Below are 24,954 nucleotides of genomic sequence, written 5' to 3'. Positions count from 1 at the left end.
ATGAGGGGCCTCCGTATTTTTCAAACGGTTCAGTGGAAGGTCGTGACCTTGTACCTTCTGCTTATCCTCATTGCCATGCAGGTCATCGGTGCTTACTTTATTCGCTCCGCCGAGTCCTATTATGTAAATAACTTCACGGAAACGCTGAACACACAGGCAAACCTTCTGGCGGTCAATCTGGAGAAATACCTGGAGGCGGATACGTTTCCAAAGGAAGATATCGATAATCTAATCCGTAATCTGTTTGCGCTCCGCAATGCAGATGTGCAGCTCATCGACCAGAATGGAGTCGTATTAACGACAACTGAAGAGAATAAAGCGTTTATCGGGCAGAAGAATACCCGGGCTGAGATTAACATGGCGCTTCTTGGTACGCGAAACGAATCGATCCAGTACAATCCGGAGACACACCAGCGGGTCAAGGTACTCGCGGTTCCAATTAAAAAAGGCACAAAAATCCTCGGTGTCCTCTATTTTGTTGCTTCCATGGAAGAGGTGTACCAGACGATGCGCCAGATTAACAGCATCCTTGCTACCGGCACGGGAATTGCCCTCCTGCTAACCGCAGGTCTAGGAATTGTACTGGCACGGACCATTACAACGCCGGTAAAAGAAATTACGCGCCAGGCGACAGCGATGGCCAATGGAGATTTTAGCAGGCAGGTACGCATCTATTCGGAGGACGAAATCGGGCAGCTGGGGGAAACGTTCAATGAACTGGCGCGACGGTTAAAACAAGCGCTGTCCCAGACGGAGAAGGAGAAAGAGAAACTCTCTTCGATCCTTGCCAACATGAGCGATGGCGTGATCGCTTCGGACGGCGAACAGAACATTATCCTGATTAACAGGCCGGCACAACGAATTCTCGGTGTAAGCTACAAAAATGTGCTTGGCAAAAATCTGTATGAGGTGCTCGCCATTCCGGGAAACGGGGAGGAACAGGATTCGTTATTTGAAGGGACAGGCTCCTTGCTTATGGACATGAGCGTAGAGGGGGAAGAGCGGCTCATTCGTTTTACCTTTACCTCGCTTCAGAACCGGGAAGAGGGGAAGAATTCCGGTATTATCGCTGTTCTGCAGGACGTTACAGAACAGGCGGAACTCGACCGGGAACGCCGCGAATTTGTCGCCAACGTTTCCCATGAATTGAGGACGCCCCTTACGACACTGAAAAGCTATCTCGAGGCACTGGAGGAAGGCGTTGTGGACGACCCGGAAACTTCCCGCCGTTTTCTTCGCGTGCTGTCGAATGAAACGGATCGAATGACACGGCTTGTTAACGATTTGTTGCAGCTCTCGCGGTACGATGCCGGGCAGCATATGCTGGACCACCGTGCCGTCAACTTGAACCGGCTGCTCCATGATTTGCTGGAGCGCTTCGCCGTAAAAAGCCGGCAGGAAAAAATTGAACTTGAACTCCAGCTCCCTGAGCCGTCGGATTCTCTTCTGGCCTGGGCGGACCGGGATGCGATCATTCAAGTGCTTGATAACTTGATGTCCAATGCGATGAAATATTCAAATGAAGGAACAACGATAACCGTACAGGCTTATCGCCAGGCCGAATGGATATGTATTGAAGTAATGGATGAAGGAATGGGCATTCGCAAGCGGGATTTAGAGCGGATTTTTGAACGGTTTTACCGGGTTGATAAGGCGCGCAGCCGGAGCATGGGTGGGACAGGGCTCGGCCTTTCCATTGCGCGGCAGATTATTCTGGCCCACGGGGGAACCATTGAAATCGAAAGCGAGTGGCAAAAGGGTACAAAGGTAAGTTTTACCCTCCCTGCCTGTGAGGAGATACAAGCGGATGATTGAGAGGGTAAAAACATTTCTCCTGCTAATTCTTATCATGCTCAGCCTTATTCTTTCAGGCTTTCTCTGGTACAGTACGCCCCGGCTTGAGAACCTGAACTCTTCGGACTATGTGGCTCCCCAGCCGCGCGGTCATAGGTATGAGCTGGCGGACGTAGTGCGCCCGGCGGCTGTATTTCTTCATTCCGGTGATAGCCGCCACTGGGAAATTAAAGCGGATACAGAAGCGTCTAAAAAAATCATGCCTGCGGTTAATAAATGGTATTTTTATGACGTAACGGAACAAGCCTGGGACAAGGAGGATTGGAACCAGCTTGTTAATAAAAGAAAAGGAATTGAGGTTGCATACAATGACGCCGTCCCATGGGATATTTTTAGTGAAATGTTTACCGTCCGCGGGCGGACCAGTGTAGGGTTTTCGTCTGTTGATCGCATATGGGTGTATGTGAACAAAGAAGAGAATACGTGCTACGCCCTTTTGTTGTCAGGGAAGGAGCACCGCGTGCTTCGCGCCCGCGTTTCCGTCTCTCCTATGGAAGTCGATTCCTTCTATCTTGCACCTGCAATGATTGTGCATCTCCCTGAGCAGATAGTAGTCCGCTCCTCCCTTCCGCTCTACTTGCCAAAAAACAGGGGGGATATGATTCGATACCGGTACTTTTACCAGCTGCTTACTGTACAACAGGCAATCGAGACGGTGTTTGTCGATCCGAATCTCACACGACAGGTAACAGAGAGGGACGGAACGATTATTTATACAGATGGCAGCAAGGCGGTATCGATTCCGCCCCACCGGCAATATGTGTCTTATAATAATCCCGTGCATGAGTGGGAGTCCGTAGATTCGGAACGGGCGGATTATGAGTCGGTAAACGCCGCCATTTCCTTCGTTAACCTGCACGGGGGATGGAATGGAACGTACAGCTTAGAATCACTTGAATCCGTCCATCCGGGGCGTCCTGAGCCTGCCACCTATCGTTTTCGCCAGTATATAGGTCCATACCCTTTGTTCGGTGAAAAAGACGGCCAGCATATCGTTTCCGTTCGAATGGCTGGCGGGGCTGTTTCAGGATTCCAGTGCCCGCTGCTTCAATTGGACACGTATTTTGAGCGGACCCCGGTAAAGGTAATGTCGGGGGCAGACCTTATAGGGTGGCTGAAGCGTGAAAATATAAATCTGGCCGGGATTAAAGCCATCCGGATCGGCTTACACAGCCGGATTATTTATGATTTCGTTGAAATGGTCCCTGTTTGGGAGATTCAGCTTGCAGACAGGCCGGTAATGTATATAAATGCTGAAGTAAAGGAAACGGGAAAGACAGCAGGGACAGGGGGACGTACGGTTGGATTGGAGTAGAGCCAAAACGATATTAATTGTGACCTTCTTGCTCCTCGATGTCTTCCTTGGCTATCAAACGATAAGCAGCCGAAACCGTGATGTCGAAATCGTTCCACAGGGGGAATTGATTCCGTCCGGGTTTGAGGAACTGCTGCAGACGAGGCAGATTACGCTGGAGGCGGAAGTGCCGAAAGAAACGCCGGAAATGCACTACATTAACGTGCGCTTCACGAATTTTTCCAATCAACTGGATAAGTTTGCCGGTCAGGCCGTTGAGCAGCGTGGGATGGGAATTATTGTCCAGCTGACAGAACCTGTAGCTGCTTCAGAAAATCGGGGGGATCTGGTGAAAAACATCGAGCGCTATGTGGCTTTTGCCCAGCAGTACGCATTTGATGAGCAGCGGAGCACAGCCGGAATCGGAAGGTATGTTCAGATCTATCAACAGTACCCTCTCTTCAGCGCCCCGCTTGATATTGTAACAAGCGAAAAGAAAATCAGAGGGTACCATCAAATCCATGTGCAGGTCATTAATCAGGGAATCGGACGCAAAGTCATTTCTGCGTTAACCGCGGTGCGAACGCTGCTGGACAACGGCTATATTCGCTATGGGGAGAAAATCTCCGGCATTTCGATCGGCTACTATGGGCACATGTATGATGCAGATATTCAGGTGCTCGCTCCGGTTTGGCGCGTGATCCATACGGGAAGCATCCATTATGTTAATGGAATCACAGGCGCAATTGAACAAGCCGTCCCACTTGATAAAAATAAGAATTTCACTAATAATAAATGATGTGGATAAATGACTTTTCTCTTTTTTAGAGGAAGAAGTAAGGAGCGTAATATAAGGAATGAAATTCAGCGTGCTTGCCAGCGGAAGTACAGGCAATTCGTTTTATATTGAGTCAAAGAACAATAAACTGTTAGTAGACGCAGGCTTAAGTGGTAAACAAGTAGAAAAGCTGCTGGAGGAGGCGGGCCGAACAGCGGCCGACCTCGATGCCATTCTCATTACGCACGAGCACTCCGACCATATTAAAGGAGTGGGCGTGTTAGCCAGGCGCTACCAGCTGCCGGTATATGCCAATGCAAAAACGTGGGAGGAGCTGGACCGCCAGCTCGGTAAAATCACAGAGGAGCAGCGAATGATTATGGAGGCGGGTGATGTCGTCCAGTTTGCGGATATGACGGTAGAATCATATGGAACTTCACATGATGCGGCCGAGCCGATGGGCTTCTGCTTTTATGAAGATGACATGAAGGTGAGCCTCACGACGGATCTCGGATATGTGAGCCAGCGAATTAAGGAGACAGTTAAAGATTCGGATGCATATGTGTTTGAATCGAATCACGATGTAGAAATGCTGCGCATGGGAAGCTATCCGTGGAATACGAAGCGCAGAATTCTGAGTGATGTCGGCCACCTGTCCAACGAAGCGGCAGGAGAAGCGCTCTGCGATATCCTTGGTGGAAAAGGAGAGACCATTTACCTTGCCCATCTCAGTAAAGAAAATAATATGACAGAGCTGGCGCGCCTTACGGTTAAGAACATTTTGCAGGACCACGGGCTGCAGGAAGGGGAAGATATCCACCTCATGGATACTTCACCTGTGCGCCCGACAGAGATGAAAGAGATTATTCGAAAATAGGATAAAGTTCGGTCTCCAGCTCTTTTGTTTTCTCCAGAATTTCTTTTCGTGTGACGAGGCCTTTCTCAACAAGGACCTCTACAATCGCTGTAATGACGAGTGTGTTCTTGTAATCAACTTCTTTCATGCTGGCGATTTGGGCAATGACATTCACATCATCGAATGGGGAAAAGCGGCGGGTCATATTTTTACCATCCTTTCCTGTATTTTTTGTTAGCTTTTCAGAAAATCTAAGAGATAATAGTAGTATTACCGGAATGCTAGAATTTCAGACCGTGGCGGCGGCGAGCCTGCTCCCTCCACTGTGTCCTTTTCTCATGAACAAAGCAAAGAGTTGCAGCTTTTTATTTTGCAAGGAAAGGAGCAATAATATGGGATACTATGATGATGAATATGACGATTCCAGAAATAAAAGAAGAAGAGGCGGCGGGTCGCATTTCCTGACCGCGTTAATCTCAGCCATTATTGGCGGACTTGTTGTGATGATGGCGGTTCCGACCATGCTGAAGTCGGGATACCTGCCCGGATGGTCGAATAATGCTGTTCCAGCAAGCCAGGCAGGACAATTGCAACCGCAGCCATCTGCGAGCGGAGGGCCTACGGCAAACTATTCCGTGGATGTAAATTCAGGGATTGTAAAAGCGGTAAGCAAGGTGGAGAACGCCGTTGTTGGTGTCATTAACATCCAACAGCAGCAGGACTTCTTTGGCGGCGGCAGCGGCCAGATGGGAGAAGTCGGAACAGGTTCCGGTATTGTGTTCCGCAAAGCAGGGGATAAAGCGTATATCGTAACGAACAACCACGTGATTGAAGGAGCACAGGAAGTTGAAGTGTCTCTTACTTCAGGTGAGAAAAATATCAAAGCGAAAGTTGTAGGCGCAGATGCCCTGACCGACCTTGCCGTTCTTGAAATTGATGCAAGCAAGGTAAAGAGCGTTGCCGAGTTTGGAAGTTCTTCCACTCTTAAGGTAGGGGAACCAGCCATTGCGATTGGAAATCCGCTTGGCCTTAATTTTTCCCGTACAGTAACACAGGGAATTATTAGTTCTACGGAAAGAACGATGCCGGTCGATATTAACAACGACGGCCAGGAGGACTATGAAACAACAGTTCTTCAGACCGACGCGGCGATTAACCCGGGGAATAGCGGGGGTGCACTCGTAAACATTGCTGGCCAGGTCATCGGTATTAACAGTTTGAAAATTTCCAAGGAAGGCGTAGAGGGCCTTGGCTTTGCGATTCCGATTGACGACGCAAATAAAGTAATAAACGATTTAATTCAATATAAGTCTGTTCAACGTCCGAAGCTAGGTATTGATCCGGTTGATTTACAGTCTATCTCCACCCGCTACTGGAAGGATCCACTGAACCTGCCGGATAGCGTGACGAGCGGGGTGGTGGTCCGTTCAGCTACAAGCATGGATCCGGCGGACCGGGCAGGCATTAAAAAGTACGATGTCATCGTAAAGCTAGATAACCAAACGATTGAGAATTCCGCGCAGCTGCGGAAATATCTGTATAAGAAGCGTGTTGGTGACACATTACAGGTTACCTTCTACCATACGGGCCAGTTGAAAACAGTGAACGTTGTACTTGCGAAGCAAGATGTGAAATAAAATCTGTGGAAAAGCCGGGGCTGATGCTACCGGCTTTTCCTGTGTGGAATACAATGGATGAATCGGGAGGAAATAAATAATGGATACTACAAAAAAAGAGTACATTGAGAATGGAGGAACGCGCATGCATGTTTGCTGCAGTGAGCACCTTGAGATAGCCATTGATGATTTTGTGGATGAGTTTGAAGACGCGCCGGATTTATACATGCTGCAGAATGTTTCGTTTACCGAGTGGTCGGCGCCTGAACACTGTGAATATTGTGGACTGAAAGCAGAATATCTTGTTGTGTAATTATGTTTTTCACACAGTGGATAACGTTTTCTAAGCAGCAGAGTTGTTGATTGTGAATAACTTGGGGGTAAATGTGGGCAATTACCCCTGTCAATAGGAGCCCGGAAAATTTACATTGTGGACAACCCTTGGTATAACTAAGTTTTTTGCGAAAAAAAAGAAAAATATATTCACAGGATAGTTATCCACAAATTGTGGACAAAATCGAAGAAACCGGGGATAAGTAGACGGAAGAGTGCGAAAAAATAGGAGAGAATCCCAGTTATGCACATTGGTATTGTTGCTGTCGGTAAACTAAAAGAGAAGTATTTGAAGATGGGGATAGATGAATATTCAAAGCGGCTATCCGCTTACGCGAAGATAGATGTGATTGAAATACCGGACGAGAAAGCGCCGGAGAACTTGAGTCCGGCTGATATGCTGCGGGTGAAGGAGAAGGAGGGGGAGCGGATTCTTTCTTCTCTTAAGCCGGATCAGCATGTGGTGGCACTGGCGATTGAAGGGGAGATGTGGTCTTCGGAGAAGCTGGCGAAGCAGCTTGACCAGTGGGCGACGTATGGAAAGAGTTCGATTGCTTTTGTGATTGGCGGGTCGCTCGGGCTGTCGGATGCGGTGATGAGGCGGGCGAATGATAAGCTGTCGTTTTCGAAGATGACGTTTCCGCACCAGTTGATGCGGCTGATGCTGCTGGAGCAGGTGTATCGTGGGTTTCGGATTAACCGGGGGGAACCTTATCACAAATGAACAGGTCAAACAGTAAAATTTTTTAGGAGGTGTAACCCTCCTTTTTTAATTTATATATAAGCATTTACAGCAACTCCCCCTTTTAGGTGGAAGTTTTAATTAATTATCAGTCCAACATTATAATATATACTTCAAAGTTTCGTAACTATTCAGCTTGCTCATGGTTACGTTTTTTCTTGATAAGTTTTAATATCCTTATATTTAGTAAATGATATAATTAAATTAGTCTATATTTTGAATAGGGGGGAGCATAATGGATTATATACTTATCACTCATAATGATTTAGATGGGACGGTACCTGTAATATTAGCTAAAATTGCTATCCCCAATGTTACCTATTTTCAATGTTCATATGAAGAAGTAAATAATACAGTCCAGTCAATTATAGAAAGGGATAAAACAACTTTTCTATTTATTGTTGATATTAGTATTAATGCAATCATTGCTGAGAAGTTGAATAATCGAGGAAATGTAGTTTTACTCGATCATCATAAGACATCTACATGGTTAGCTCAATATAACTGGGCTAGGATAGATATAACGAAATCAGCTTCCTTTATTTTTTATGAATTTTTAAAGAGTAATTTTCCTAATTGTAGTATTGAGAAATATAGTTCTTTGGTTGAAAGAACAAATGATTATGATCTTTGGATACATCAATATAAAGAATCAATGGATTTGAATGAATTTCTTTCTATAGTGGGTCATGATTTATTTATAAAAAGATTTTTGAAAGACAGTTCTATAAACTTTACACAGGAAGAAAAGTTAATACTAGAAACTGAACAAAGAAGAAAAATTAGTTATTTTGAAGAAGTTACAAATAAGACAAAAACCTTTACCGAAAACGGATATAAATATGGAGTTTGTTTTTCGGATAGGTATCATTCGGAATTAGGAAACACTTTACTTGAGAATTTACAAATTGATTATGTTTATATAGTGGATTTTTTGCATAATAAAGTATCTTTGAGAAGCAAAGGTGAAATAGATGTTTCTCAAATTGCACTGAAGCATAATGGTGGCGGTCATAAAAATGCTTCTGGTTTTCCTTTGAAAAAAGAAATTGTTGATGATTTAATTAATAATTTAATTAATCCTTTTAGAAAGAAATGATGGAATGTCAAATTACGATATTATAGATGTTTCCCAATGGGAGAGAGATGTTAATACTGGTAAAGGTACAAAAGAGAAAAGAATGTTAGTTCAACCACATTCAAGAAGGTTAGTTATGTTTAAAGAGCCAGCAGAAGGTTCAGGAGATGTATGGTCGGAAAAAATTGCTTCTGAAATCGGTAAGGCTTGTGGATTTAATGTTCATGAAGTAGAAATTGGGGTTGCTAATGGTGTTTACGGTGCTTTAGCATATTGGTTTTTGGGACGTGGAGATGAACTTCTAGAAGGTGTAGATTTAATTAAAGAGGAAGGACATGAATTTGATGAGTGGAAAAGAACTGGTTATAACCTCCAATTGATACAAGGTGTTTTAACAAACCATATCGAGGATCCGGTAGAGAAATTTCTGGAGATAGTTGTTTTTGATGCCCTGATAGGAAATACGGACAGGCATTCGCAAAATTGGGGCGTAGTTAAGTTAGCCGACGGGACAAAAGTTTTAGCCCCTGCATATGATAATAGTTCTAGTCTTGGCAGAGAATTTAATTCTAATCTCAATAAAGTTACAGCTAGATTAAAAGACAAAAATTTATTTGTTGAATATTGCCATGCAAAAAAGGGATCATATCTAATAGGTTGGAACGAACAACAAAGGATTCCGCATTTAGACTATATCAAATTACTTCACGAGGTTTATCCCGAAGTTGTAAAGAAGCATGTAGATAGATTGATTGTATTAAAACCTAGCACTATTAAGACAATTATAGAAAAGATACCAAATGAAGTAATGTCAGACACACTTAAAGAGTTTGTGAATAAGTTCCTTAATTATAGAGTGGATTATATTTTAAAACTGATAAATAGGAGTAATTATGGTACCGAATAGAAATTATAAACTATGGCTCATTTGGAAAGACATTGTGACTCGTGAAAGATTTGTGGTTGGGATTCTTGAATGGAAACAAGATGCTTATTTTTTTAGATATTTGGATAATGAGGGAAAAAACAATTTGAATGAAGCAATCAAACAAGGGTTTATGCTATTGCCAGCTTTCCCTGAAAGAGATAAGGAATATGTATCAGAAAAGTTATTTCAGACTTTCTTGAACAGATTACCTAACCGTAAGAGAAAAGATGTTCAAAGATTTTTTATTGAACAAAATTTACCTGTGGATTGCAGTGATTTTGATTTTTTAAAGGAAACAGGCGGAAGGTTACCAACAGATACATTAGAATTTGTAGAGCCATTAGTTTTTCAGACAGAAGAAGAGTTTGAAATTGATTTCTACGTAGCTGGAACCAGGTATTATTCTATTGACGAAGCTGAGATGGAATTAACTCCTGGATCAAAGTTATTATTTAGATTAGAACCGGAGAATGAGTTTGACCCGCATGCAATTGAAATTTTCACCTTGAGTAATAAGAAACTAGGCTATGTTCCTGTATTTTATAGTCGATATTTAGATTTATTAGTTAAAAACAAACAATATACAGCTACAGTACTGATGTTTAATTCTGAAGCCGATTATAATGAAAAACTGAAAGTAAGTGTTAAGGGGAAATCTAACCTTTCGGAAATTATTGAAACCCTAAATGGTTTAGTTAATTTGTAGAAAAATATATATTAAATCAATTCAGTAATAAAGTTAGTAGCAAAATAATCCTGTTCTAATATTGAAATCTAAGTTTCTTCTTCAAAAAAGCAGGGGCTATTCCCATGCTTTATATTATGATATAAACCTTGTTTTCAAATAGGATTATGTAGTAGGACAACAATTTTCTCGGCCTCCGGGTTTATAAGGCTAATAGGCTTTAAATAGTTGTAGCATATTTAGTTAGGAACACGAATACACTGATTATTTATCAACTTAACAGGCGCAGCTGCATAATTTAATATGGATACTTCCAATGCAGAATGGGGAATGACCATCATGATACATCCATATACAGAGTTGCGCTATATAGATAAGCAAGTCGGTTTTGGCGTCTTTGCGACTAAATTTATCCCAAAAGGAACCATTATTTGGGTATTGGATGAATTGGATCAAATCCTGGATCCATCCTATGTTGCTGCCCTGGATGAGCACAGACGCAGTTTGGTAACGAAATATTCTTACCGCAACCAGGACGGTAACTATATACTTTGCTGGGACCTTGGACGGTTTGTGAACCACAGTTTTGATGCCAATTGCATTGGCACCGCATATGAACTGGAAATTGCTGTCCGGGATATTTACCCGGGTGAACAGCTAACGGATGATTATGGTTCTTTAAACCTTGATGAACCTTTTGATTGTATTCCCGAGGAAGGAACGAAACGGACGCGTGTGAATCCTGATGATCTGCTTTATTATTATAAGGAATGGGATAAAAAGGTCCTTCAGGCGTTTAAATACTTCAACCAGGTAGAACAGCCTCTGGAGCATCTCATTCGGCCTGAATACAAAGGCAAAGTAAAGATGGCTGCAGAACAGGGAATATTAATTGATTCCATCAAATCGATTTACTACGACCGTTCCTCAAACGAGTAGCTAAACAACAAGAAAAAGGTGCCCGGCGTAAAACCACCGGAACACCCGCATAACAAGCTTACATCTAACAAATACCGTCAACCCCGCAGGCCATACCTTCAGTAAAGTTAATCTCCACCTTGGGAATCTCTTGCTCCTTTATATTGGCCTTCGGCTCCAGAACCTTAGGGTCAAACTCTTGCAAAGGCCCACCTTTCACCACACGCTGAGGCCAATCATGATTGGCAAGGGCTCCCTTACCTAGAGTAATCAAGTCGGCTTCCCCGGATTTCAACAACCGCTCCGCTTTTTCAGGATCCTCAAGATTTCCGTTTGCGATAACAGGAACAGAGCCGTATTTCTTGGCGAGTGCCGCAAGAGTAAGCTCCGTTCCTTCAAACGCTGGCCGGGTCGCATCATACTCCGTTACATGGATATAATCGAGACCGGCTTTTGACAGGCTGGAGAAGATAATCTCGGCATCTTTCTCAGCTCCCGCCCATTTATGCTTGTAATCGCTCACTTTTCCTTGGGAGATGCGGATTCCCACCACAAAATCAGATCCAACGGCCTCGCGGACAGCCTGTGCTACTTCAATCAGGATACGAGCGCGGTTCTCTGTAGATCCTCCGTACTCATCGGTGCGTTGATTTAAGTAATCTGTTAGAAATTCATCAAGCAAATAACCATTGGCCCCGTGAATTTCTACGCCATCAAACCCTGCATCCTTCGCCAGTTTGGCTGCATTAGCGAAACCCCGGATGACATCTTGAATGTCTTCTTTTGTCATCTCTTTTGGCGTGTCAAATGGGCCTTCTCCGCCGTAAGCCGGAACTTTCTCGCCTTTTACACGCACGGCTGAGGGTCCAATCGACCCGTTTTTGTAGGGATTTTCCTGCTGTTGGGCGCCCGCATGCATCAACTGGACAATAATCTTTGACCCTGCTTGATGGACGGCATCGGTTACCCTTTTCCAGGCTGTGGCATGTTTCTCATTCGCAATCCCCGACTGATTGAGATACCCAGGGCTGTATGCTTCATCAGGATAGGCACCTTCCGTAATGAGGAAGCCGAAACCGCCTTTCGCAAAGCTCTCATAGTATCTCAACATCAATTCTGTTGCCTGGCCGTCATCTGATGCGCTTACTCTGGTCATCGGCGCTAAACCGATGCGGTTTTTTAGTTTCATATTGCCAATCTGGATTTCAGACAGGAGGGTTGGGAACTTTTGAGATTCGGCTGGTGTTGTCAATTTTGGTCACTCCTTTATTCTAAGATGCTCGTTAATGACTCGCTCCAGGGTTTCTTTCGAATACAACCCGGGCAGCACTTCATCCTCAATAATAAAAGTAGGGACAGCCGTAATGTTGGCTTCCTCATAGGCGTGTTGTACTGCTCTCTCGTGTGCCTCTTTATATTTCCTCGTTTCCAGTGCTTTTTTAAAGGCTTTGGTATCCAGTCCTATTTGTCCTGCCAATTCCGTTAAAACATCGATATCTCCAATGTCCAGCTCATCCTGAAAGAAAGCCGTAAACATACGATGATTATACTCATCAGCTTTTCCATGTTCTTTCGCAAACTGGAATCCTTCAAAGGCAAGATGGGTATGGGGCTGTGGTGAAACCCTGGGCAGAACCATCTTTACCCCGAATCGTTCAGCCATCGGGTACACCGAACGTTCCCAGGTAGTTTGAAGGTAATCCTCTTCAGGCTTAAGGGTCGGGGTAGGATAAGGACGCAATTCAAACGGCATCCATTCTACCTTTACATCTTTACCCTGTATCGCTTCTTGTAGCGGACCCTCCGCTAAAAAGCAGTAGGGTCAAACATAATCTGAATAAACTTTAATAGTAACCGCCATCTTTTTCTTCTCCTTTCATTTTTCCTTATCGTAGTATTTCCCTAAATAGGCAGCAGCGCTGCATTTTCTTTCGATTCTAGGTTTTCAATCATTTCATACCATGATTTAGGCTTGTTTGATAAAACGGAATAATAGCGCCGCAAAAACTTCACAACCAGATCGGCTTGCAATTGATGCTCGTTGCCATTCATCGGCAGAAAGCAAAGGTCCAGCCCTGTTACGGCTTCTCCATCATTGTTCCAGGACGGGTGAACATAAGGGAAGTCAATCCGCTTATACCCAAGGTGCGACAATACCTCACGGCGAACATACGGATCCATCGGCTTAACCCCGCCAAATTCATAATGATCGACTCGATACGGATCATAAATTTCAGCAAACATACCGTGCAGTTGCTTGCCATTCGCTGCAGCGAGGGAATTTAAATCTTCCAATCTTTTCTGGGCTAGAAACCGGCCGATACCAAGCCCTTCCCGGCCAATAATCGTAAAATCTGTCATGGCGACATTAAAATCTTCATAATAACGGTATTCGGTTGTTCCTACGACCTCTCCATCATGAACAGCCACAAACACGCGAATTCCCGGATCCTCCAGCGGATCTTTCCAGAGATCGAATTCCAATACTTCCTCAGGCGGGAATACGTTTTGCATCAATTGGTGCATTTTTTTAAACAAAGGATCTTCAATGCTGGTAATTCTGCGATATTCCATTTTCCCCATTCTCCTCGCTATGATTTTACTGTACCAAAAGGATTTGTCCATTCCATAAGTGCCCCGTAATTGCACGATTCTTCATCCGCTAAATAATGAGCCACCACCTGAACAGGGGTACGGCCACAGCGCAGCAGAAAGGTGATGACAGGGTCTTTTAGTTCGCCTTTTACTACAGCACCTAGATATTGTTCAGCTGTCATTTCATTCGCTTTTTTATGATAGCCGGGCATTCTGCCTCCGCCGAGCAACCGGTCTAACCCTTTATGAACAACGACGTCATACATCGATAACATCAGCCATTTTCCCAGCCCTAACTTTCGATAGGAAGGACGCACACTGATGTCGACGACATAGAGGGTATTCCCATGGGGATTATGGTTACGGATATATCCGTGATCCGTAACCTCTTCCCACATATGCTCCGCATGATTCGGGTCAAAATCAACAAGTAAACCCGTCATTGAACCTGCGATTTCCCCATCGACCTCAATGCAGAGAGCCCCCTCTGGAAACAGCGTCACATGATTATGCAGTTGTTCCTCGTTCCACCATAATTCAGACGGAAAGGGCGGGGGAAAACTTTCCGTCTGAATACGGATTAAACCGGGAAAGTCCTTTTCTTCATAATTCCGAATGGCGGCCGGTATGGGCCGATCCTGGTCAAAGACGTAAAACTCCTTCCGATACATGCCTTACCTCCTTATAAGACAGCTAAACCTCGCCCTATTCCCAGTCAGGGTATAAGTCTGTGCGCCGATCGCGCCACGTGGTGACAGATCCTCTTTCGCGGACTTGATATAACAATTCTAAATCCAGATCAGCGGTTACAATCATATCCTGGTTCATTTCCCCTTCTACCAGAATGCCGCGGGGAGGGAATGGAATGTCGTTCGGTGTAATGATGGCTGCCTGTCCGAAATTGGCCCGCATAAAGTCAACCGTTGGCAGGGAGCCCACTGTACCTGTACCTACAACATACACCTGGTTTTCTACCGCCCTTGCATGGCTCGTGTAACGGACGCGATGGAATCCGTGGCGATCGTCCGTGCAGGAAGGACAGAAAATGACATCCGCACCCTTCGCCCTGGCCATCCGGACTATTTCCGGAAATTCGATGTCATAGCAGGTCAGCATGGCGATCGTTCCCTTGGCGGTCTCAAACACCTGCAGGCTTTCACCCGGCGTCATTTTCCATTCGTCTACTTCCGTCGGAGTGATATGAAGCTTTGGCTGTTCGGCAATTCTTCCGTCCGGATAGAACAAATGAGCGACGTTATACAATCGGTCATTTTTACGGATGACATGGGTTCCTCCGATAACGTGCATGTTCGTTTGCCGGGCAAAGGACGAAAACAAATCCCGGTATTTTTCCGTGAAATCGGGTAAGTCATTAATCGTTAAGGCATTTCCTTGTTTATCACCAATGGACATTAACTGGGTCGTAAAAAACTCAGGGAATAATACAAACTCAGCGCCGAACTCCTGGGCTGTTTTAATGTAATGCTCCGATTGGTTAGCGAAGTCTTCAAACGAGTGAATCGTATGAAGATCGTATTGTACAGCGGATACTCTTAGTTTCATCTATTACTACCTCCTGCGATTTAAGTTCTTAGCGATCTGCATAAGGCGGATTTATTATAACCATGATGTACGATAGCCATGTAATGAAAGATCATAAGCTAATATTAGATGGTTGTCTATTTATTGCAAGTACAAACTTTTTTGTAACCTAGTATCTAAAAGTATACTGCAAAGTAAAATTCCCCTATACCCGGTACAATCTGCGTTAAAATGCAGTCTTGACCGGGCTATAGGGAAACTGTAAAAGGCATTTATGCACGGTTATCTCCATTGTTACAATATTGAATCGCTTCCTCCCATGTCATAGCTAAACGCGTGATATCTTCCTCAACAAGTTCAGTTCCGATTTGCACTTCGATAAATTCAAGCGGCGTAATGGCTTTTACTCCATGCTTTGCCCCCACGGGAATTTGAAGAACATCACCGGTTTTAATAGAGTACAGTTTATCATTTAAAATAAACTGCCCGAAACCGGAAATGATAATCCAGACTTCACTTCTTTTATGGTGCAATTGATAGCTTATATTTTTGCCTGGCAGCAATTTGATTTTCTTCGTCAGCGTTTCTGTTTCTTTTTCCGTTCTGGAATGATCTAAAACGCTGTACGTTCCCCATCTTTTCTCTTCATATAAGGGTCTCTGGTAAGCGTTATCGATGATTTGTTTAATCCGGTTGGAGTTTTTTTTGCTTGCAACAAGGATTCCATCCATGCTTGCGGCTACGATAATATTCGATACATCAATCACATGAATAGGATGAGAAAGCTCGTTAACTACATGTGTATTTACCGAGTCATTTGAGATGTGGCCTGAACCGATAACATTGGTCTCAAGATTGTTCGTCAGTGCATTCCAGCTGCCTAAATCGTTCCATGTTCCATGATAGGGAACGACAACCGTGTGGCGGGTCTTTTCTACGACTTCATAGTCAAAGCCTAATTCAGGCAGCCGTTCATATCGAGTCACCATTTCCTCATAGGAAAGAGGAAGATCTCTTTTCTCTAACTGGGAAAGCATGAATTTCATAGAAAAAGCAAAAATGCCGCAATTCCACAAGGCGTTCTTTTTAATCAGATTACGGGCTTTCCTTTCGGTAGGTTTTTCGACAAATCGGGCAACAGGGTAGTAGTCCATTGCCCTGTTTGTTTCAGGTACAATATAACCAAATTGACTTGAGGGAGATTTAGGGATGGTTCCGAGAAGGGCAAGCTCAGCCCCGGAATGAGCAAGGATGTCTGGCAGCTTGTTTACTATTGTAAAAAAAGAAGACTCAGCGAATAAATCAACGGGGATCACACAAACGATTTCGTCTGTATTTGCATGGACTTTTGAATGAAGATACGCTGTTGCCAGGGCGACAGCGGTGAACGTTCCTCTTTTATAAGGCTCACTGATAATAGGCATCGCATCACCGATCTGGTTTCTCATGATTTCAATTTGGCTTTGATGCGTAACAATCTGCGTAGATGGAAGCAACCCAGCCGCATCCAGTTGCCTGCAAACCCTCTGGATCATGGATTCCCTGCCGCCGTTCTCTGTCTTTAGCAGCTTAAGAAATATTTTGGATCGGATCTCATTTGACAGCGGCCAGAGCCTTTTGCCAGAACCGCCAGCCAATAATATAATTTTCAAGGCAATTCCTCCTGAAGTTAGAATCAACGCTGGTTTTTTATCCGAATTACCTTTTCTACTGCTCGCTTCAGTGAGCTACCGGCATGATTCCAGGACAGCTTCAGCATATCCTTTCTGCCTTGCTGCCCTTTCCTTCTGCAAAGAGCACGGTTTTTATAGGCAAATCTCATTTGTTTTTTTAAACTGCTACGATTTGGTTCCGCCCAGAGCTGGCCTTTTTGGGCAAACAAATAGCGGAATTTTCGTGCTATAGAGTGCTGGCTGTTCATGCTCACCACCGGGTTTTTTAGCTGGTAGTCTACTAGGAATGAGTTCTCATTATTTAGGAAGTCCATGTGTCCTCCCCACCTGGTAGCGATAACGGGAATACCGCTTGCCAATGCTTCGAGAAACGGTAAGCCTACCCCTTCCCCCTCGTAGGCAAAACAAAGGCGTGGCTGAGCGTATACAGACCTTTAAGCTGTTTCTGGCTTGTAAAACCTGTCATCAGAATAATCGGGGCGGTATTAGCCCCAAACCCGAGCCTTTTCTTATAACGCATGATTTGGTTATGAACCCACTGCTTATTTTCGTGACGGCGGTATCCATTTGTTTTTATGACCAATACGACTTTATCCGTGCGGGAGAATGCTTCCCAATAGGCCCTTAACAAGGTTTCGGGGTTTTTGCGGTGCTGGAAGCCAAATACAGATAGAAAGACAAACTTATTTTTTGTATTTTTTTAAAGGCAATTTTTTTATTTGCCGGGGTAAACTGGCGCGTATGAACCCCATGCGGGACAATAAATATCGGGACCTTAACACCGCTGTTTATCATCGCTTTTTTATTTTGAACAGAGGGGACGCACACGGCATCAAATTTATTGATGTTTGGAAACCAATTCCTCGGTACCTTTGTCGTTTCCCAGACGGTATTGAGAATGATGCGGTGAAACCTTTTTCTTTCCTGGTTCATATCAATCCTATTCGGCGGATGATGATAGATTAAAACCCTGCGTTTGTTTCCTGCATCAGGCTTTTTCACTTCGGTAGTGACTTTGACATCAACACCTTGCTGGCGCAGCGCACGAACATATTCCCTGCTCGCTGTACCAAGGCCACCCGCCCTGTGTGTAGGGCCTTTCCATACCACTTGATACTTTGTCATGCCTTTAGAACCTTTTTCTTTACCGCCGTTTTCTTTTTGAAATACCATTTTCGTGCGTGTAAGGATAGGGATCGGTACTTTTTTGACAATCCTTCTGTGTTTAACCTGGCTAATTGCGTTGTGCTTCTGTTTAAACTTCGGTTTAAAGCTTTCTTTAAAATAAACTGTCCGGGGTAATTCGAGTAAATGTAGTTTCCATACGTTTCAAATTCGGAGAAGGTCACCTGTTTTGATTTGTCGATGCTGCCCAGAATCGCAGAATACCAGCTTGTATTATGCCTTGATTCAATCTTTCTTTTCAGTTCCTTCACTTTTGATTTCTCAAAGAGCATGTAATGGGCAACGAAATACGTTGGGGAGACCGTTTTTCTTCCCATCAGCCTTCTGTACGTTCTAAAATATTCAGCACGGCTCCAGTTTCTGCAGTAGAATACTGTCTTTCCGTTCTGCCTGAATATATGAGGGCGGATTAGCAGTGTATCGGCATCAATGACCAGGTAGAAGTTTTGCGAGGATAATGAATCGCCACTTAGTTTTAACAACTGCTGAAATAGCCAGCCTGATCGATCCCATCTGTTTGTACGGTACTTGATGTTCTTCTTGGTAATTGGCAGGACAGTATTTTCATTCACAAATTTGCATTGTTTTTGGCTGCATACTTTTTTTGATTTTCTCACTTGGAGGGGCAACGATCAGGATATTGCCAATCGGATGCTTTACGTTTTTCCGTACGCCATCGATTACGAAAGGGAGAACCTTCAGATCTTTCTCAATAACAGGGATTAGGACGTCGATTTTTATCTTGCTGGCCACTTGCCTCTTCGCTGTGGGTGGCATGTCTTCACCTCTACGTGTAAGTATCTCCGTTATACTATGTCAATTTAGAGGCGGCTGACTGTACGAAAGCGGATAATGGCAAAAATGCATTGCAAATGCTGCACTGATAAACAGCATATGGATATCGCATTCGTGTTGAAGAAACAGCGCTTGCCTCACAATTTCAAGGGGACTATGAAGAATATCGCAAACGAATATGGCGGCTTATCCCGTTTCTATACTGACGAAAAACCACAATTCAATTTCAACAGGTAGATTTGCAAAGCTGTATGGATTACATATTGACTGCATTGGGGATAACTGGTATTATCATCTTATTAGTAATTGAACAGTGGTTAATTGATGAAGAGGTGTTAGACTTGGCAGCCAGAAAAGCAGTAGAGCAGGAGTTAACCAAAGAAATCATACTGGATGCAGCGAGAGATTTATTCGTGCAGAAAGGCTACCAGCATGTATCGATGAGACAGCTCGCTAACGTGCTGGGATACAGCCATGGCGCCATTTACTACCACTTTAAAAATAAGGCGGAGCTATTCTATACACTCGTTCGCCGGGATTTCTCCCTGTTGGATCAAAAGCTCGAAGGAACCATGGCAGAAGAGGCAATGGCTCAACAGACAAAGTTAGAAAATGTTCTGCTCGGTTTTATTGAGTTTGGATTGGTAAATCAAAGCCATTATGAAATTATGTTTTTGGTGAAAGATAGCGAAGTAAAAAGCTACCTCGCAGAGGGGCCAAACGAAAGCTATGAGAAATTTGCGCAGGCTATTTTTATATTAACTGACAGAAAAACTACGCCTGCGGTAATCTGGTCTATGTTTTTATCCTTACATGGTTTTGTGTCGCATTATTGTAAATCAGGCCAGACATTTAAGGATGTAGAATCATTAGCCAAAGCACACGTGCAATTTATTTTAAAAAGTGTACAGTGAATTTTTTTGTCCATTAATTGAACAGTGGTTAATAAAAGGAGGATGGTTATGAAAAAAGCAGTTGTTCTCGGAGCGTCAGGCGGCATGGGTTGTGCCATTGTAAATGAACTGGTTTCAAGGGGGATTGAGACGGTTGCTTTCGCCCGCACAAAGGACAAATTAAATAGGTTGTTCAGCGGGGTAGAACTTGTCAGCGTATATTCGGGAGATGTTTATCAAGCAGACGATTTACGAAAAGCCTGTGCAGGTGCGGATGTCATTTTCCATTCCGTTGGCATCCCATACCCGGATTGGGAGGAAAGGCATCCTATTTTAATGGACCTTATACTAAAGGTAGCCCGGGAAACAGGCGCTAAGGTGGCGCTCGTTGATAACATATACGCATACGGAAGAAGCAAAGGTCAGAAGGTTAGCGAAGATATGAAAAAGCAGCCGCATACAAAAAAAGGAAAAATCCGCATGCAGCTTGAGGAGACGGTGAAAAGCGCCCACGGGCAGGGAACACCTACATTCATCGCACACTTTCCGGATTTTTACGGCCCGAACGCTGAAAATACGCTGCTTCACCACACCTTTCAGGCGGTTGTACAAAACAAATCAGCGATGTTCATTGGAAAGCAGTCAATCCCGAGAGAATATATTTTTACGCCGGATGGTGCAAGGGCAATTGTAGAGCTGGCGCTCCGAGAGGAAGCTACGGGCAGTGCTGGAATATACCCGGAGCGGGAGTTATTACCGGGGAAGAGATTATATCGATTGTAAGAAAGATAACAGGGTATCAGAAGCGGGTAGGAACGGTTGGCAGAACTATGATGGCTTTGGCAGGGCTCTTTAACCCAATGATGCGGGAAGTTGTAGAAATGATGTACTTAACAGAGGAGCCTGTTGTGTTAAGCGGCGAGAAATACGAGGCTTTGATTGGCCCCCTGCCGAAAACTCCTTATGAAGAGGGAATTAAAAAGACGATTGAGCATTTAAAAGCGGTATAACACCAAAGAACTGAGAACAGCCCGGGTTGCTGGATCCGCAACTCGGGCTGTTCTATGTCCAAAGCCCCTACGCCGTTTTTTGCAAGACAGCTATTGTTTTATAATTTCCTTTACCCTGCCTACCTGGCCATCTTGCAGCCGCACTTTAATGCCGTGGGGGTGAAAGCTTGAATTCGTTAGAATGTCTTTTACAACTCCCCGGGTTGTTGCCCCGGTTCTCTGGTCTTTCTTCAGTACGATATCCACCTGAAGGCCCGGAGAAATGTTGGCGCGATGCTGTCCGTTCATGGATAATCCCCTTTTTCGTGTGATAGCTACCATTATAATACAACGGCTTATCGATTCCAATTTGGGCAGAATGGAGAGTAGAGATAGGATCAGAAAAAGGAGAAGAAGGTTTGGTTTTCATGTCCTCACGGTATGTACATTTTGCAAAAAATGTGCTATTATAAGTAACAAATAATCTTGATTTTAAAGGATTTATTCCGTTTTTCTTTGTTTGTGTGGAATGGACACGTGTTTATATGAGAATTACAATTCTGGCAGGATATACGTGGTTATTATTTTCCTATTAACTAAAACGGACGTTAAACAATACATACAGGGAGGAATCGATATGGCAAGTAAGGTGCTTGAGCGTTTTTTAAGCGAAAATTTGCAGGATTTAAAAAGCAAGGGTTTATACAATGTCATTGATCCGCTGGAAAGTCCGAACGGTCCGATGATTAAAATCGCAGGAAAAGAGCTCGTTAACCTGTCATCCAACAACTATTTGGGGTTGGCGACGGACGAAAGGCTGAAAGAGGCTGCCGCTCAAGCGATTCAGAAATACGGGGTAGGGGCCGGGGCTGTAAGAACGATTAACGGAACGTTAGAACTGCACGTGAAGCTTGAGGAAAAGCTGGCGGCCTTTAAACATACGGAAGCCGCGATTGCCTACCAATCCGGCTTTAACTGCAATATGGCTGCTATTTCTGCTGTTATGAATAAAGAGGATGCTATTCTGTCGGATGAGCTAAACCATGCTTCGATCATTGATGGATGCAGACTATCCGGAGCCAAAATCATCAGATATAACCATTCCGATATGGCTGATTTAAGAGCAAAGGCTAAGGAAGCAAAGGAATCCGGCCTGTATAAAAAAATAATGGTCATTACAGATGGAGTCTTCTCGATGGATGGGGATGTTGCAAAGCTTCCTGAAATCGTAAAAATCGCAGAAGAATTCGACCTTATTACCTATGTAGATGACGCACATGGTTCGGGTGTATTAGGCAAGGGAGCCGGAACCGTGAAACACTTCGGGCTGTCCGATAAAGTCGACTTTCAAATCGGAACGCTGTCCAAAGCCATTGGGGTTGTCGGCGGTTATGTCGCGGGAAGACAGGATTTAATTGATTGGCTGAAAGTGAGAAGCAGGCCCTTCTTATTCTCCACTTCGTTAACGCCGGGTGATGTTGCCGCGTGTATCAAGGCAATTGACATTCTTATGGAAAGCACTGAACTCCACGATAGACTGTGGGATAACGGAAACTACTTGAAGAAAGGCCTGAAAGAACTCGGCTTTAATATCGGCAACAGCGGAACTCCCATTACCCCTTGCATTATAGGTGAGGAAGTAAAAACCCAGGAGTTCAGCAAACGATTATATCAGGAAGGCGTGTACGCAAAAGCGATCGTATTCCCGACAGTAGCGCAGGGAACAGGCCGGGTTCGAAATATGCCGTCAGCAGCACATACGAAAGAAATGCTGAACCGGGCATTATCCATTTATGAAAAAGTGGGGAAAGAGATGGGAATTAGCTACTAGGGAGGCACAGCGATGAAAAAAATTCTGGTTACCGGGTCGTTAGGGCAAATTGGTTCGGAACTCGTTATGAAGATGAGGGACAGCTACGGCGCCGATAACGTTATCGCGACAGACATCCGCAAGAGCGAAAGCGATGTTGTCCATTCTGGTCCGTTTGAAATTCTCGACGTGACTGATGAGAAAGCGATGTTTGAAATCGCGAAAAGACATCAGGTGGATACGGTGGTTCACCTGGCAGCGTTACTATCAGCAACAGCGGAAGCCCGGCCGCTTCTGGCATGGAATCTGAACATGGGCGGGCTCATTAACGCACTTGAAGTAGCAAGAGAGCTCCGGTGCCAGTTTTTTACACCAAGCTCGATTGGTGCGTTTGGCCCGGCCACACCGAAAGACCGCACGCCCCAGGAAACGATCCAGAGACCGACAACAATGTACGGGGTAAATAAAGTATCCGGTGAACTGCTTTGTGATTATTACTACCATAAGTTCGGTGTCGATACGAGAGGGCTTCGCTTCCCAGGGCTTATCTCCTGTATTACGCCTCCAGGAGGCGGAACGACAGATTACGCGGTAGAGATTTATTATGAAGCGATTAAGCAGGGGGAATATACATCCTATATAGCGAAGGGTACGTACATGGATATGATGTATATGCCGGATGCGCTGAATGCGATTATTGCATTGATGGAAGCCGATGCATCGAAGCTGAAGCACCGTAATGCCTTCAATGTAACAGCGATGAGTCTTGAGCCGGAGCAGCTCGCTTCTGAAATCCGGAAACACATTCCGAATTTCAAGATGCATTACAACGTGGATCCTGCACGCCAGGCGATTGCGGAAAGCTGGCCAAATTCGATTGATGCGACAGCGGCCATAGAGGAATGGGGCTTTAAAGCAGAATACAACCTGGAAAAAATGACGCAGGAGATGCTTGTAAAGCTCGGCCAGAATTTAAGCCTTACAGGTGCAAAGTAGGGGAAGGAAAACAACTAAATACATGCCAAGAGAGGTAAAGGGGTTTCCCGGGAGATTATGATCAGCTCTTAGGGGGCCTTCATTTTTTTTGTTGCAGATTCGCCGGTAAAGTGCAAAAATATACGTTATGTGTAGTTTTATGTCGATAGTAACGTGGTTGTAGATAATGATAGCCTATTAATTGAAAAAGATAGCAATTTTGTGGACAAAAAGTGAAAGTTTTATGAATCAAATTGTGACGAAACAGTGAAATTTGTCGTAACCAGTAATTGCACTATGATCATCTTAGATATTTTTGATATTATAGTAACGTTACAAGAACAATTTTATCCTGTTTTTCATTTGTCCACAAATCAAACAGGCCATTATCATTAAATTTTAGGTGGATTGGGTAGGAGAGGAGATGAAACAAGGTGAAGAAACAAGCTCTGCTAAATCGAATCATTGTATTTGCTATGGCAGCCTTGGCAACAGTATTATTGGCCGGATGTGAGAATAGTAAGTATATTGTTCTCGATCCAAAAGGACCCGTTGGTGAAACACAAATGAACCTCATTTGGATTTCCATCATTCTGTGTGCCATTGTCATTATTCCTGTTCTGATTATTTTCGCGTATATTATTTATCGGTTCCGGGATACACCAGGAAACAAAGCACCGTATACCCCCGATTGGGCGGATAGTAAGGTGCTTGAAACTATTTGGTGGGGGATTCCGATTCTCATCATCGCTGTTCTCGGTTATTATACAGCGAGAGATACGTATGCGCTGGAAAAACCGACGGCGGTTGCAGCGCATAGTAAGCCGATAACCGTTCAGGTTACATCCCTGGATTGGAAATGGTTGTTCCAATATCCGGAGCAAGGGATTGCAACAGTGAACCATCTTGAAATCCCAACAGGTGTTCCTGTTAATTTTGTACTAACATCGGATGCTCCAATGAACTCCTTCTGGATTCCACAACTAGGTGGACAGAAGTATACCATGGGTGGAATGGCCATGAAGCTTTGGCTTCAAGCGGACAAGCCGGGTGAATACTTCGGATCGGGTGCCAACTTCTCCGGGAAAGGGTTCGCTGACATGCGATTTAAGGTAGTAGCTAAACCACAAGCTGAGTTTGATGCCTGGGTGAAGCAGGTAAAACATGAAGGAGCAGCCCAGTTGACGAAAGAAGACTACGAAAAATTGGCCAAACCAGCTACTTCTAACGAGATCTTCTTTTCATCTTATCAAAAGGGACTTTTCGAATATATCGTAAACAAAAATAGCCACCACAGCCCTAGCCAGCCAAATCAGCGCATGGAGCATGGTCAAAACCCTGAGATGAAACAGAATGAAAATCAGTCCAATATGTCCGGGCACGATATGCCCGGCATGAACATGAACCACTAGGGA

General features: G+C 44.2%; 26 protein-coding genes and 2 pseudogenes. 16 read left to right on the top strand and 12 right to left on the bottom strand.

Features of this window, described 5'->3' with window-relative positions; translation table 11 throughout:
* The 4 genes from walK to MBEAL2_RS16115 are packed head-to-tail and all read left to right on the top strand — an operon-like array spanning position 1 to position 4,803.
* On the top strand, positions 1-1,815 hold the full coding sequence (gene walK / locus MBEAL2_RS16130) for a cell wall metabolism sensor histidine kinase WalK (protein WP_047153301.1): 1,815 nt from the start codon (positions 1-3) through the stop codon (positions 1,813-1,815).
* Positions 1,808-3,169: a YycH family regulatory protein gene (locus MBEAL2_RS16125; RefSeq protein ID WP_047153300.1), complete on the top strand. Its 1,362-nt coding sequence runs from the start codon at positions 1,808-1,810 to the stop codon at positions 3,167-3,169. Before walK ends, MBEAL2_RS16125 begins: the two co-directional genes overlap by 8 nt.
* Complete coding sequence (locus MBEAL2_RS16120) at positions 3,156-3,947, top strand: two-component system regulatory protein YycI (protein WP_047153299.1); 792 nt, start codon at positions 3,156-3,158, stop codon at positions 3,945-3,947. Before MBEAL2_RS16125 ends, MBEAL2_RS16120 begins: the two co-directional genes overlap by 14 nt.
* 58 nt (positions 3,948-4,005) lie before the next feature.
* Positions 4,006-4,803 (top strand): MBL fold metallo-hydrolase, encoded by a 798-nt coding sequence (locus tag MBEAL2_RS16115; protein WP_047153298.1) that lies wholly within the window; start codon positions 4,006-4,008, stop codon positions 4,801-4,803.
* Here MBEAL2_RS16115 and MBEAL2_RS16110 read toward each other — a convergent pair.
* Entirely contained in the window at positions 4,790-4,987 is a 198-nt protein-coding gene (locus tag MBEAL2_RS16110; protein WP_047153297.1) for a hypothetical protein, read from the bottom strand. The genes MBEAL2_RS16115 and MBEAL2_RS16110 overlap by 14 nt on opposite strands.
* A 187-nt stretch (positions 4,988-5,174) precedes the next feature.
* On the opposite strand from MBEAL2_RS16110, the gene MBEAL2_RS16105 reads away from it, so the two are divergent.
* From MBEAL2_RS16105 to MBEAL2_RS16075, 7 genes are all read left to right on the top strand, one after another.
* Positions 5,175-6,419, top strand: coding sequence for a S1C family serine protease (locus MBEAL2_RS16105; protein WP_047153296.1), 1,245 nt, complete (start codon positions 5,175-5,177; stop codon positions 6,417-6,419).
* 79 nt (positions 6,420-6,498) lie between these two features.
* Positions 6,499-6,711 (top strand): CxxH/CxxC protein, encoded by a 213-nt coding sequence (locus MBEAL2_RS16100; RefSeq protein ID WP_047153295.1) that lies wholly within the window; start codon positions 6,499-6,501, stop codon positions 6,709-6,711.
* 264 nt (positions 6,712-6,975) lie between these two features.
* A complete protein-coding gene (rlmH, locus tag MBEAL2_RS16095; RefSeq protein ID WP_047153294.1) occupies positions 6,976-7,455 on the top strand; it encodes a 23S rRNA (pseudouridine(1915)-N(3))-methyltransferase RlmH in 480 nt (159 codons plus the stop codon).
* 253 nt (positions 7,456-7,708) lie between these two features.
* Positions 7,709-8,572, top strand: coding sequence for a DHH family phosphoesterase (locus MBEAL2_RS16090; protein ID WP_047153293.1), 864 nt, complete (start codon positions 7,709-7,711; stop codon positions 8,570-8,572).
* 4 nt (positions 8,573-8,576) lie between these two features.
* Positions 8,577-9,458: a HipA domain-containing protein gene (locus MBEAL2_RS16085; protein ID WP_047153292.1), complete on the top strand. Its 882-nt coding sequence runs from the start codon at positions 8,577-8,579 to the stop codon at positions 9,456-9,458.
* On the top strand, positions 9,445-10,185 hold the full coding sequence (locus MBEAL2_RS16080) for an HIRAN domain-containing protein (RefSeq protein WP_047153291.1): 741 nt from the start codon (positions 9,445-9,447) through the stop codon (positions 10,183-10,185). Before MBEAL2_RS16085 ends, MBEAL2_RS16080 begins: the two co-directional genes overlap by 14 nt.
* Positions 10,186-10,503: 318 nt before the next feature.
* Positions 10,504-11,103, top strand: coding sequence for an SET domain-containing protein (locus MBEAL2_RS16075; protein ID WP_047153290.1), 600 nt, complete (start codon positions 10,504-10,506; stop codon positions 11,101-11,103).
* A gap of 64 nt (positions 11,104-11,167) precedes the next feature.
* Here the strand turns inward: MBEAL2_RS16075 and MBEAL2_RS16070 are convergent, their stop codons facing one another.
* The 10 genes and pseudogenes from MBEAL2_RS16070 to MBEAL2_RS16035 form a co-directional block, all read right to left on the bottom strand.
* Positions 11,168-12,334 carry an NADH:flavin oxidoreductase gene (locus MBEAL2_RS16070; RefSeq protein WP_269082483.1) on the bottom strand — a complete coding sequence of 389 codons (1,167 nt, stop codon included), beginning with the start codon at positions 12,332-12,334 and terminating at the stop codon, positions 11,168-11,170.
* A gap of 6 nt (positions 12,335-12,340) precedes the next feature.
* A complete protein-coding gene (locus MBEAL2_RS16065) occupies positions 12,341-12,943 on the bottom strand; it encodes a DsbA family oxidoreductase (protein ID WP_082129971.1) in 603 nt (200 codons plus the stop codon).
* Positions 12,944-12,984: 41 nt separating this feature from the next.
* Entirely contained in the window at positions 12,985-13,656 is a 672-nt protein-coding gene (locus tag MBEAL2_RS16060) for a GNAT family N-acetyltransferase (RefSeq protein ID WP_047153289.1), read from the bottom strand.
* Positions 13,657-13,673: 17 nt separating this feature from the next.
* Entirely contained in the window at positions 13,674-14,348 is a 675-nt protein-coding gene (locus MBEAL2_RS16055) for a GNAT family N-acetyltransferase (RefSeq protein ID WP_047153288.1), read from the bottom strand.
* Positions 14,349-14,382: 34 nt separating this feature from the next.
* Complete coding sequence (locus MBEAL2_RS16050; RefSeq protein ID WP_047153287.1) at positions 14,383-15,240, bottom strand: carbon-nitrogen hydrolase family protein; 858 nt, start codon at positions 15,238-15,240, stop codon at positions 14,383-14,385.
* 251 nt (positions 15,241-15,491) lie between these two features.
* Entirely contained in the window at positions 15,492-16,871 is a 1,380-nt protein-coding gene (locus tag MBEAL2_RS16045; protein WP_047153286.1) for a sugar phosphate nucleotidyltransferase, read from the bottom strand.
* Positions 16,872-16,894: 23 nt separating this feature from the next.
* On the bottom strand, positions 16,895-17,206 hold the full coding sequence (locus tag MBEAL2_RS32970; protein WP_369405507.1) for a hypothetical protein: 312 nt from the start codon (positions 17,204-17,206) through the stop codon (positions 16,895-16,897).
* A 65-nt stretch (positions 17,207-17,271) separates the two neighbouring features.
* Positions 17,272-17,475, bottom strand: coding sequence for a hypothetical protein (locus MBEAL2_RS32965; protein ID WP_236692907.1), 204 nt, complete (start codon positions 17,473-17,475; stop codon positions 17,272-17,274).
* Between the two features lie 41 nt (positions 17,476-17,516).
* Positions 17,517-18,017: a hypothetical protein gene (locus MBEAL2_RS32960; RefSeq protein WP_236692905.1), complete on the bottom strand. Its 501-nt coding sequence runs from the start codon at positions 18,015-18,017 to the stop codon at positions 17,517-17,519.
* Positions 18,014-18,854, bottom strand: a pseudogene (locus MBEAL2_RS16035) (DUF6492 family protein). The gene MBEAL2_RS32960 and the pseudogene MBEAL2_RS16035 overlap by 4 nt, the downstream one beginning before the upstream one ends.
* A 359-nt stretch (positions 18,855-19,213) precedes the next feature.
* Between MBEAL2_RS16035 and MBEAL2_RS16030 the strand changes: the two are divergent.
* Positions 19,214-19,786: a TetR/AcrR family transcriptional regulator gene (locus tag MBEAL2_RS16030; protein ID WP_047153285.1), complete on the top strand. Its 573-nt coding sequence runs from the start codon at positions 19,214-19,216 to the stop codon at positions 19,784-19,786.
* Positions 19,787-19,834: 48 nt separating this feature from the next.
* Positions 19,835-20,775 (top strand): annotated as a pseudogene (locus MBEAL2_RS16025) (SDR family NAD(P)-dependent oxidoreductase).
* Between the two features lie 90 nt (positions 20,776-20,865).
* On the opposite strand, the gene MBEAL2_RS16020 reads toward MBEAL2_RS16025, so the two are convergent.
* On the bottom strand, positions 20,866-21,063 hold the full coding sequence (locus tag MBEAL2_RS16020; RefSeq protein WP_047153284.1) for a YwbE family protein: 198 nt from the start codon (positions 21,061-21,063) through the stop codon (positions 20,866-20,868).
* Positions 21,064-21,391: 328 nt separating this feature from the next.
* On the opposite strand from MBEAL2_RS16020, the gene MBEAL2_RS16015 reads away from it, so the two are divergent.
* From MBEAL2_RS16015 to MBEAL2_RS16005, 3 genes are all read left to right on the top strand, one after another.
* Positions 21,392-22,585, top strand: coding sequence for a glycine C-acetyltransferase (locus MBEAL2_RS16015; protein WP_047153283.1), 1,194 nt, complete (start codon positions 21,392-21,394; stop codon positions 22,583-22,585).
* Between the two features lie 12 nt (positions 22,586-22,597).
* The gene (locus MBEAL2_RS16010) at positions 22,598-23,560 is read left to right on the top strand and encodes an L-threonine 3-dehydrogenase (RefSeq protein WP_047153282.1); all 963 of its coding nucleotides are present in this window, start codon (positions 22,598-22,600) and stop codon (positions 23,558-23,560) included.
* Positions 23,561-24,015: 455 nt separating this feature from the next.
* Positions 24,016-24,951, top strand: coding sequence for a COX aromatic rich motif-containing protein (locus MBEAL2_RS16005; protein ID WP_047153337.1), 936 nt, complete (start codon positions 24,016-24,018; stop codon positions 24,949-24,951).
* Positions 24,952-24,954 lie beyond the last annotated feature (3 nt).

The sequence above is a fragment of the Aneurinibacillus tyrosinisolvens genome, from assembly GCF_001015055.1.
Taxonomy (GTDB): Bacteria; Bacillota; Bacilli; order Aneurinibacillales; family Aneurinibacillaceae; genus Aneurinibacillus_A; species Aneurinibacillus_A tyrosinisolvens.
The sequence above is the reverse complement of the archived record's forward strand: the minus strand, read 5'-3'. Positions and strand labels throughout refer to the sequence as shown.

Coding starts and splice junctions, on each gene's coding strand:
- MBEAL2_RS16060 (WP_047153289.1), bottom strand. CDS start 13,656: ATGGAATATCGCAGAATTACCAGCATTGAAGATCCTTTGTTTAAAAAA.
- MBEAL2_RS16075 (WP_047153290.1), top strand. CDS start 10,504: ATGATACATCCATATACAGAGTTGCGCTATATAGATAAGCAAGTCGGT.
- MBEAL2_RS16085 (WP_047153292.1), top strand. CDS start 8,577: ATGTCAAATTACGATATTATAGATGTTTCCCAATGGGAGAGAGATGTT.
- MBEAL2_RS16125 (WP_047153300.1), top strand. CDS start 1,808: ATGATTGAGAGGGTAAAAACATTTCTCCTGCTAATTCTTATCATGCTC.
- MBEAL2_RS16010 (WP_047153282.1), top strand. CDS start 22,598: ATGAAAAAAATTCTGGTTACCGGGTCGTTAGGGCAAATTGGTTCGGAA.
- MBEAL2_RS16105 (WP_047153296.1), top strand. CDS start 5,175: ATGGGATACTATGATGATGAATATGACGATTCCAGAAATAAAAGAAGA.
- MBEAL2_RS16055 (WP_047153288.1), bottom strand. CDS start 14,348: ATGTATCGGAAGGAGTTTTACGTCTTTGACCAGGATCGGCCCATACCG.
- MBEAL2_RS16115 (WP_047153298.1), top strand. CDS start 4,006: ATGAAATTCAGCGTGCTTGCCAGCGGAAGTACAGGCAATTCGTTTTAT.
- MBEAL2_RS32960 (WP_236692905.1), bottom strand. CDS start 18,017: ATGACAAAGTATCAAGTGGTATGGAAAGGCCCTACACACAGGGCGGGT.
- MBEAL2_RS16020 (WP_047153284.1), bottom strand. CDS start 21,063: ATGAACGGACAGCATCGCGCCAACATTTCTCCGGGCCTTCAGGTGGAT.
- walK (WP_047153301.1), top strand. CDS start 1: ATGAGGGGCCTCCGTATTTTTCAAACGGTTCAGTGGAAGGTCGTGACC.
- MBEAL2_RS16050 (WP_047153287.1), bottom strand. CDS start 15,240: ATGAAACTAAGAGTATCCGCTGTACAATACGATCTTCATACGATTCAC.
- MBEAL2_RS16090 (WP_047153293.1), top strand. CDS start 7,709: ATGGATTATATACTTATCACTCATAATGATTTAGATGGGACGGTACCT.
- MBEAL2_RS16015 (WP_047153283.1), top strand. CDS start 21,392: ATGGCAAGTAAGGTGCTTGAGCGTTTTTTAAGCGAAAATTTGCAGGAT.
- MBEAL2_RS16100 (WP_047153295.1), top strand. CDS start 6,499: ATGGATACTACAAAAAAAGAGTACATTGAGAATGGAGGAACGCGCATG.
- rlmH (WP_047153294.1), top strand. CDS start 6,976: ATGCACATTGGTATTGTTGCTGTCGGTAAACTAAAAGAGAAGTATTTG.
- MBEAL2_RS16080 (WP_047153291.1), top strand. CDS start 9,445: ATGGTACCGAATAGAAATTATAAACTATGGCTCATTTGGAAAGACATT.
- MBEAL2_RS16005 (WP_047153337.1), top strand. CDS start 24,016: ATGGCAGCCTTGGCAACAGTATTATTGGCCGGATGTGAGAATAGTAAG.
- MBEAL2_RS16110 (WP_047153297.1), bottom strand. CDS start 4,987: ATGACCCGCCGCTTTTCCCCATTCGATGATGTGAATGTCATTGCCCAA.
- MBEAL2_RS32970 (WP_369405507.1), bottom strand. CDS start 17,206: ATGGACTTCCTAAATAATGAGAACTCATTCCTAGTAGACTACCAGCTA.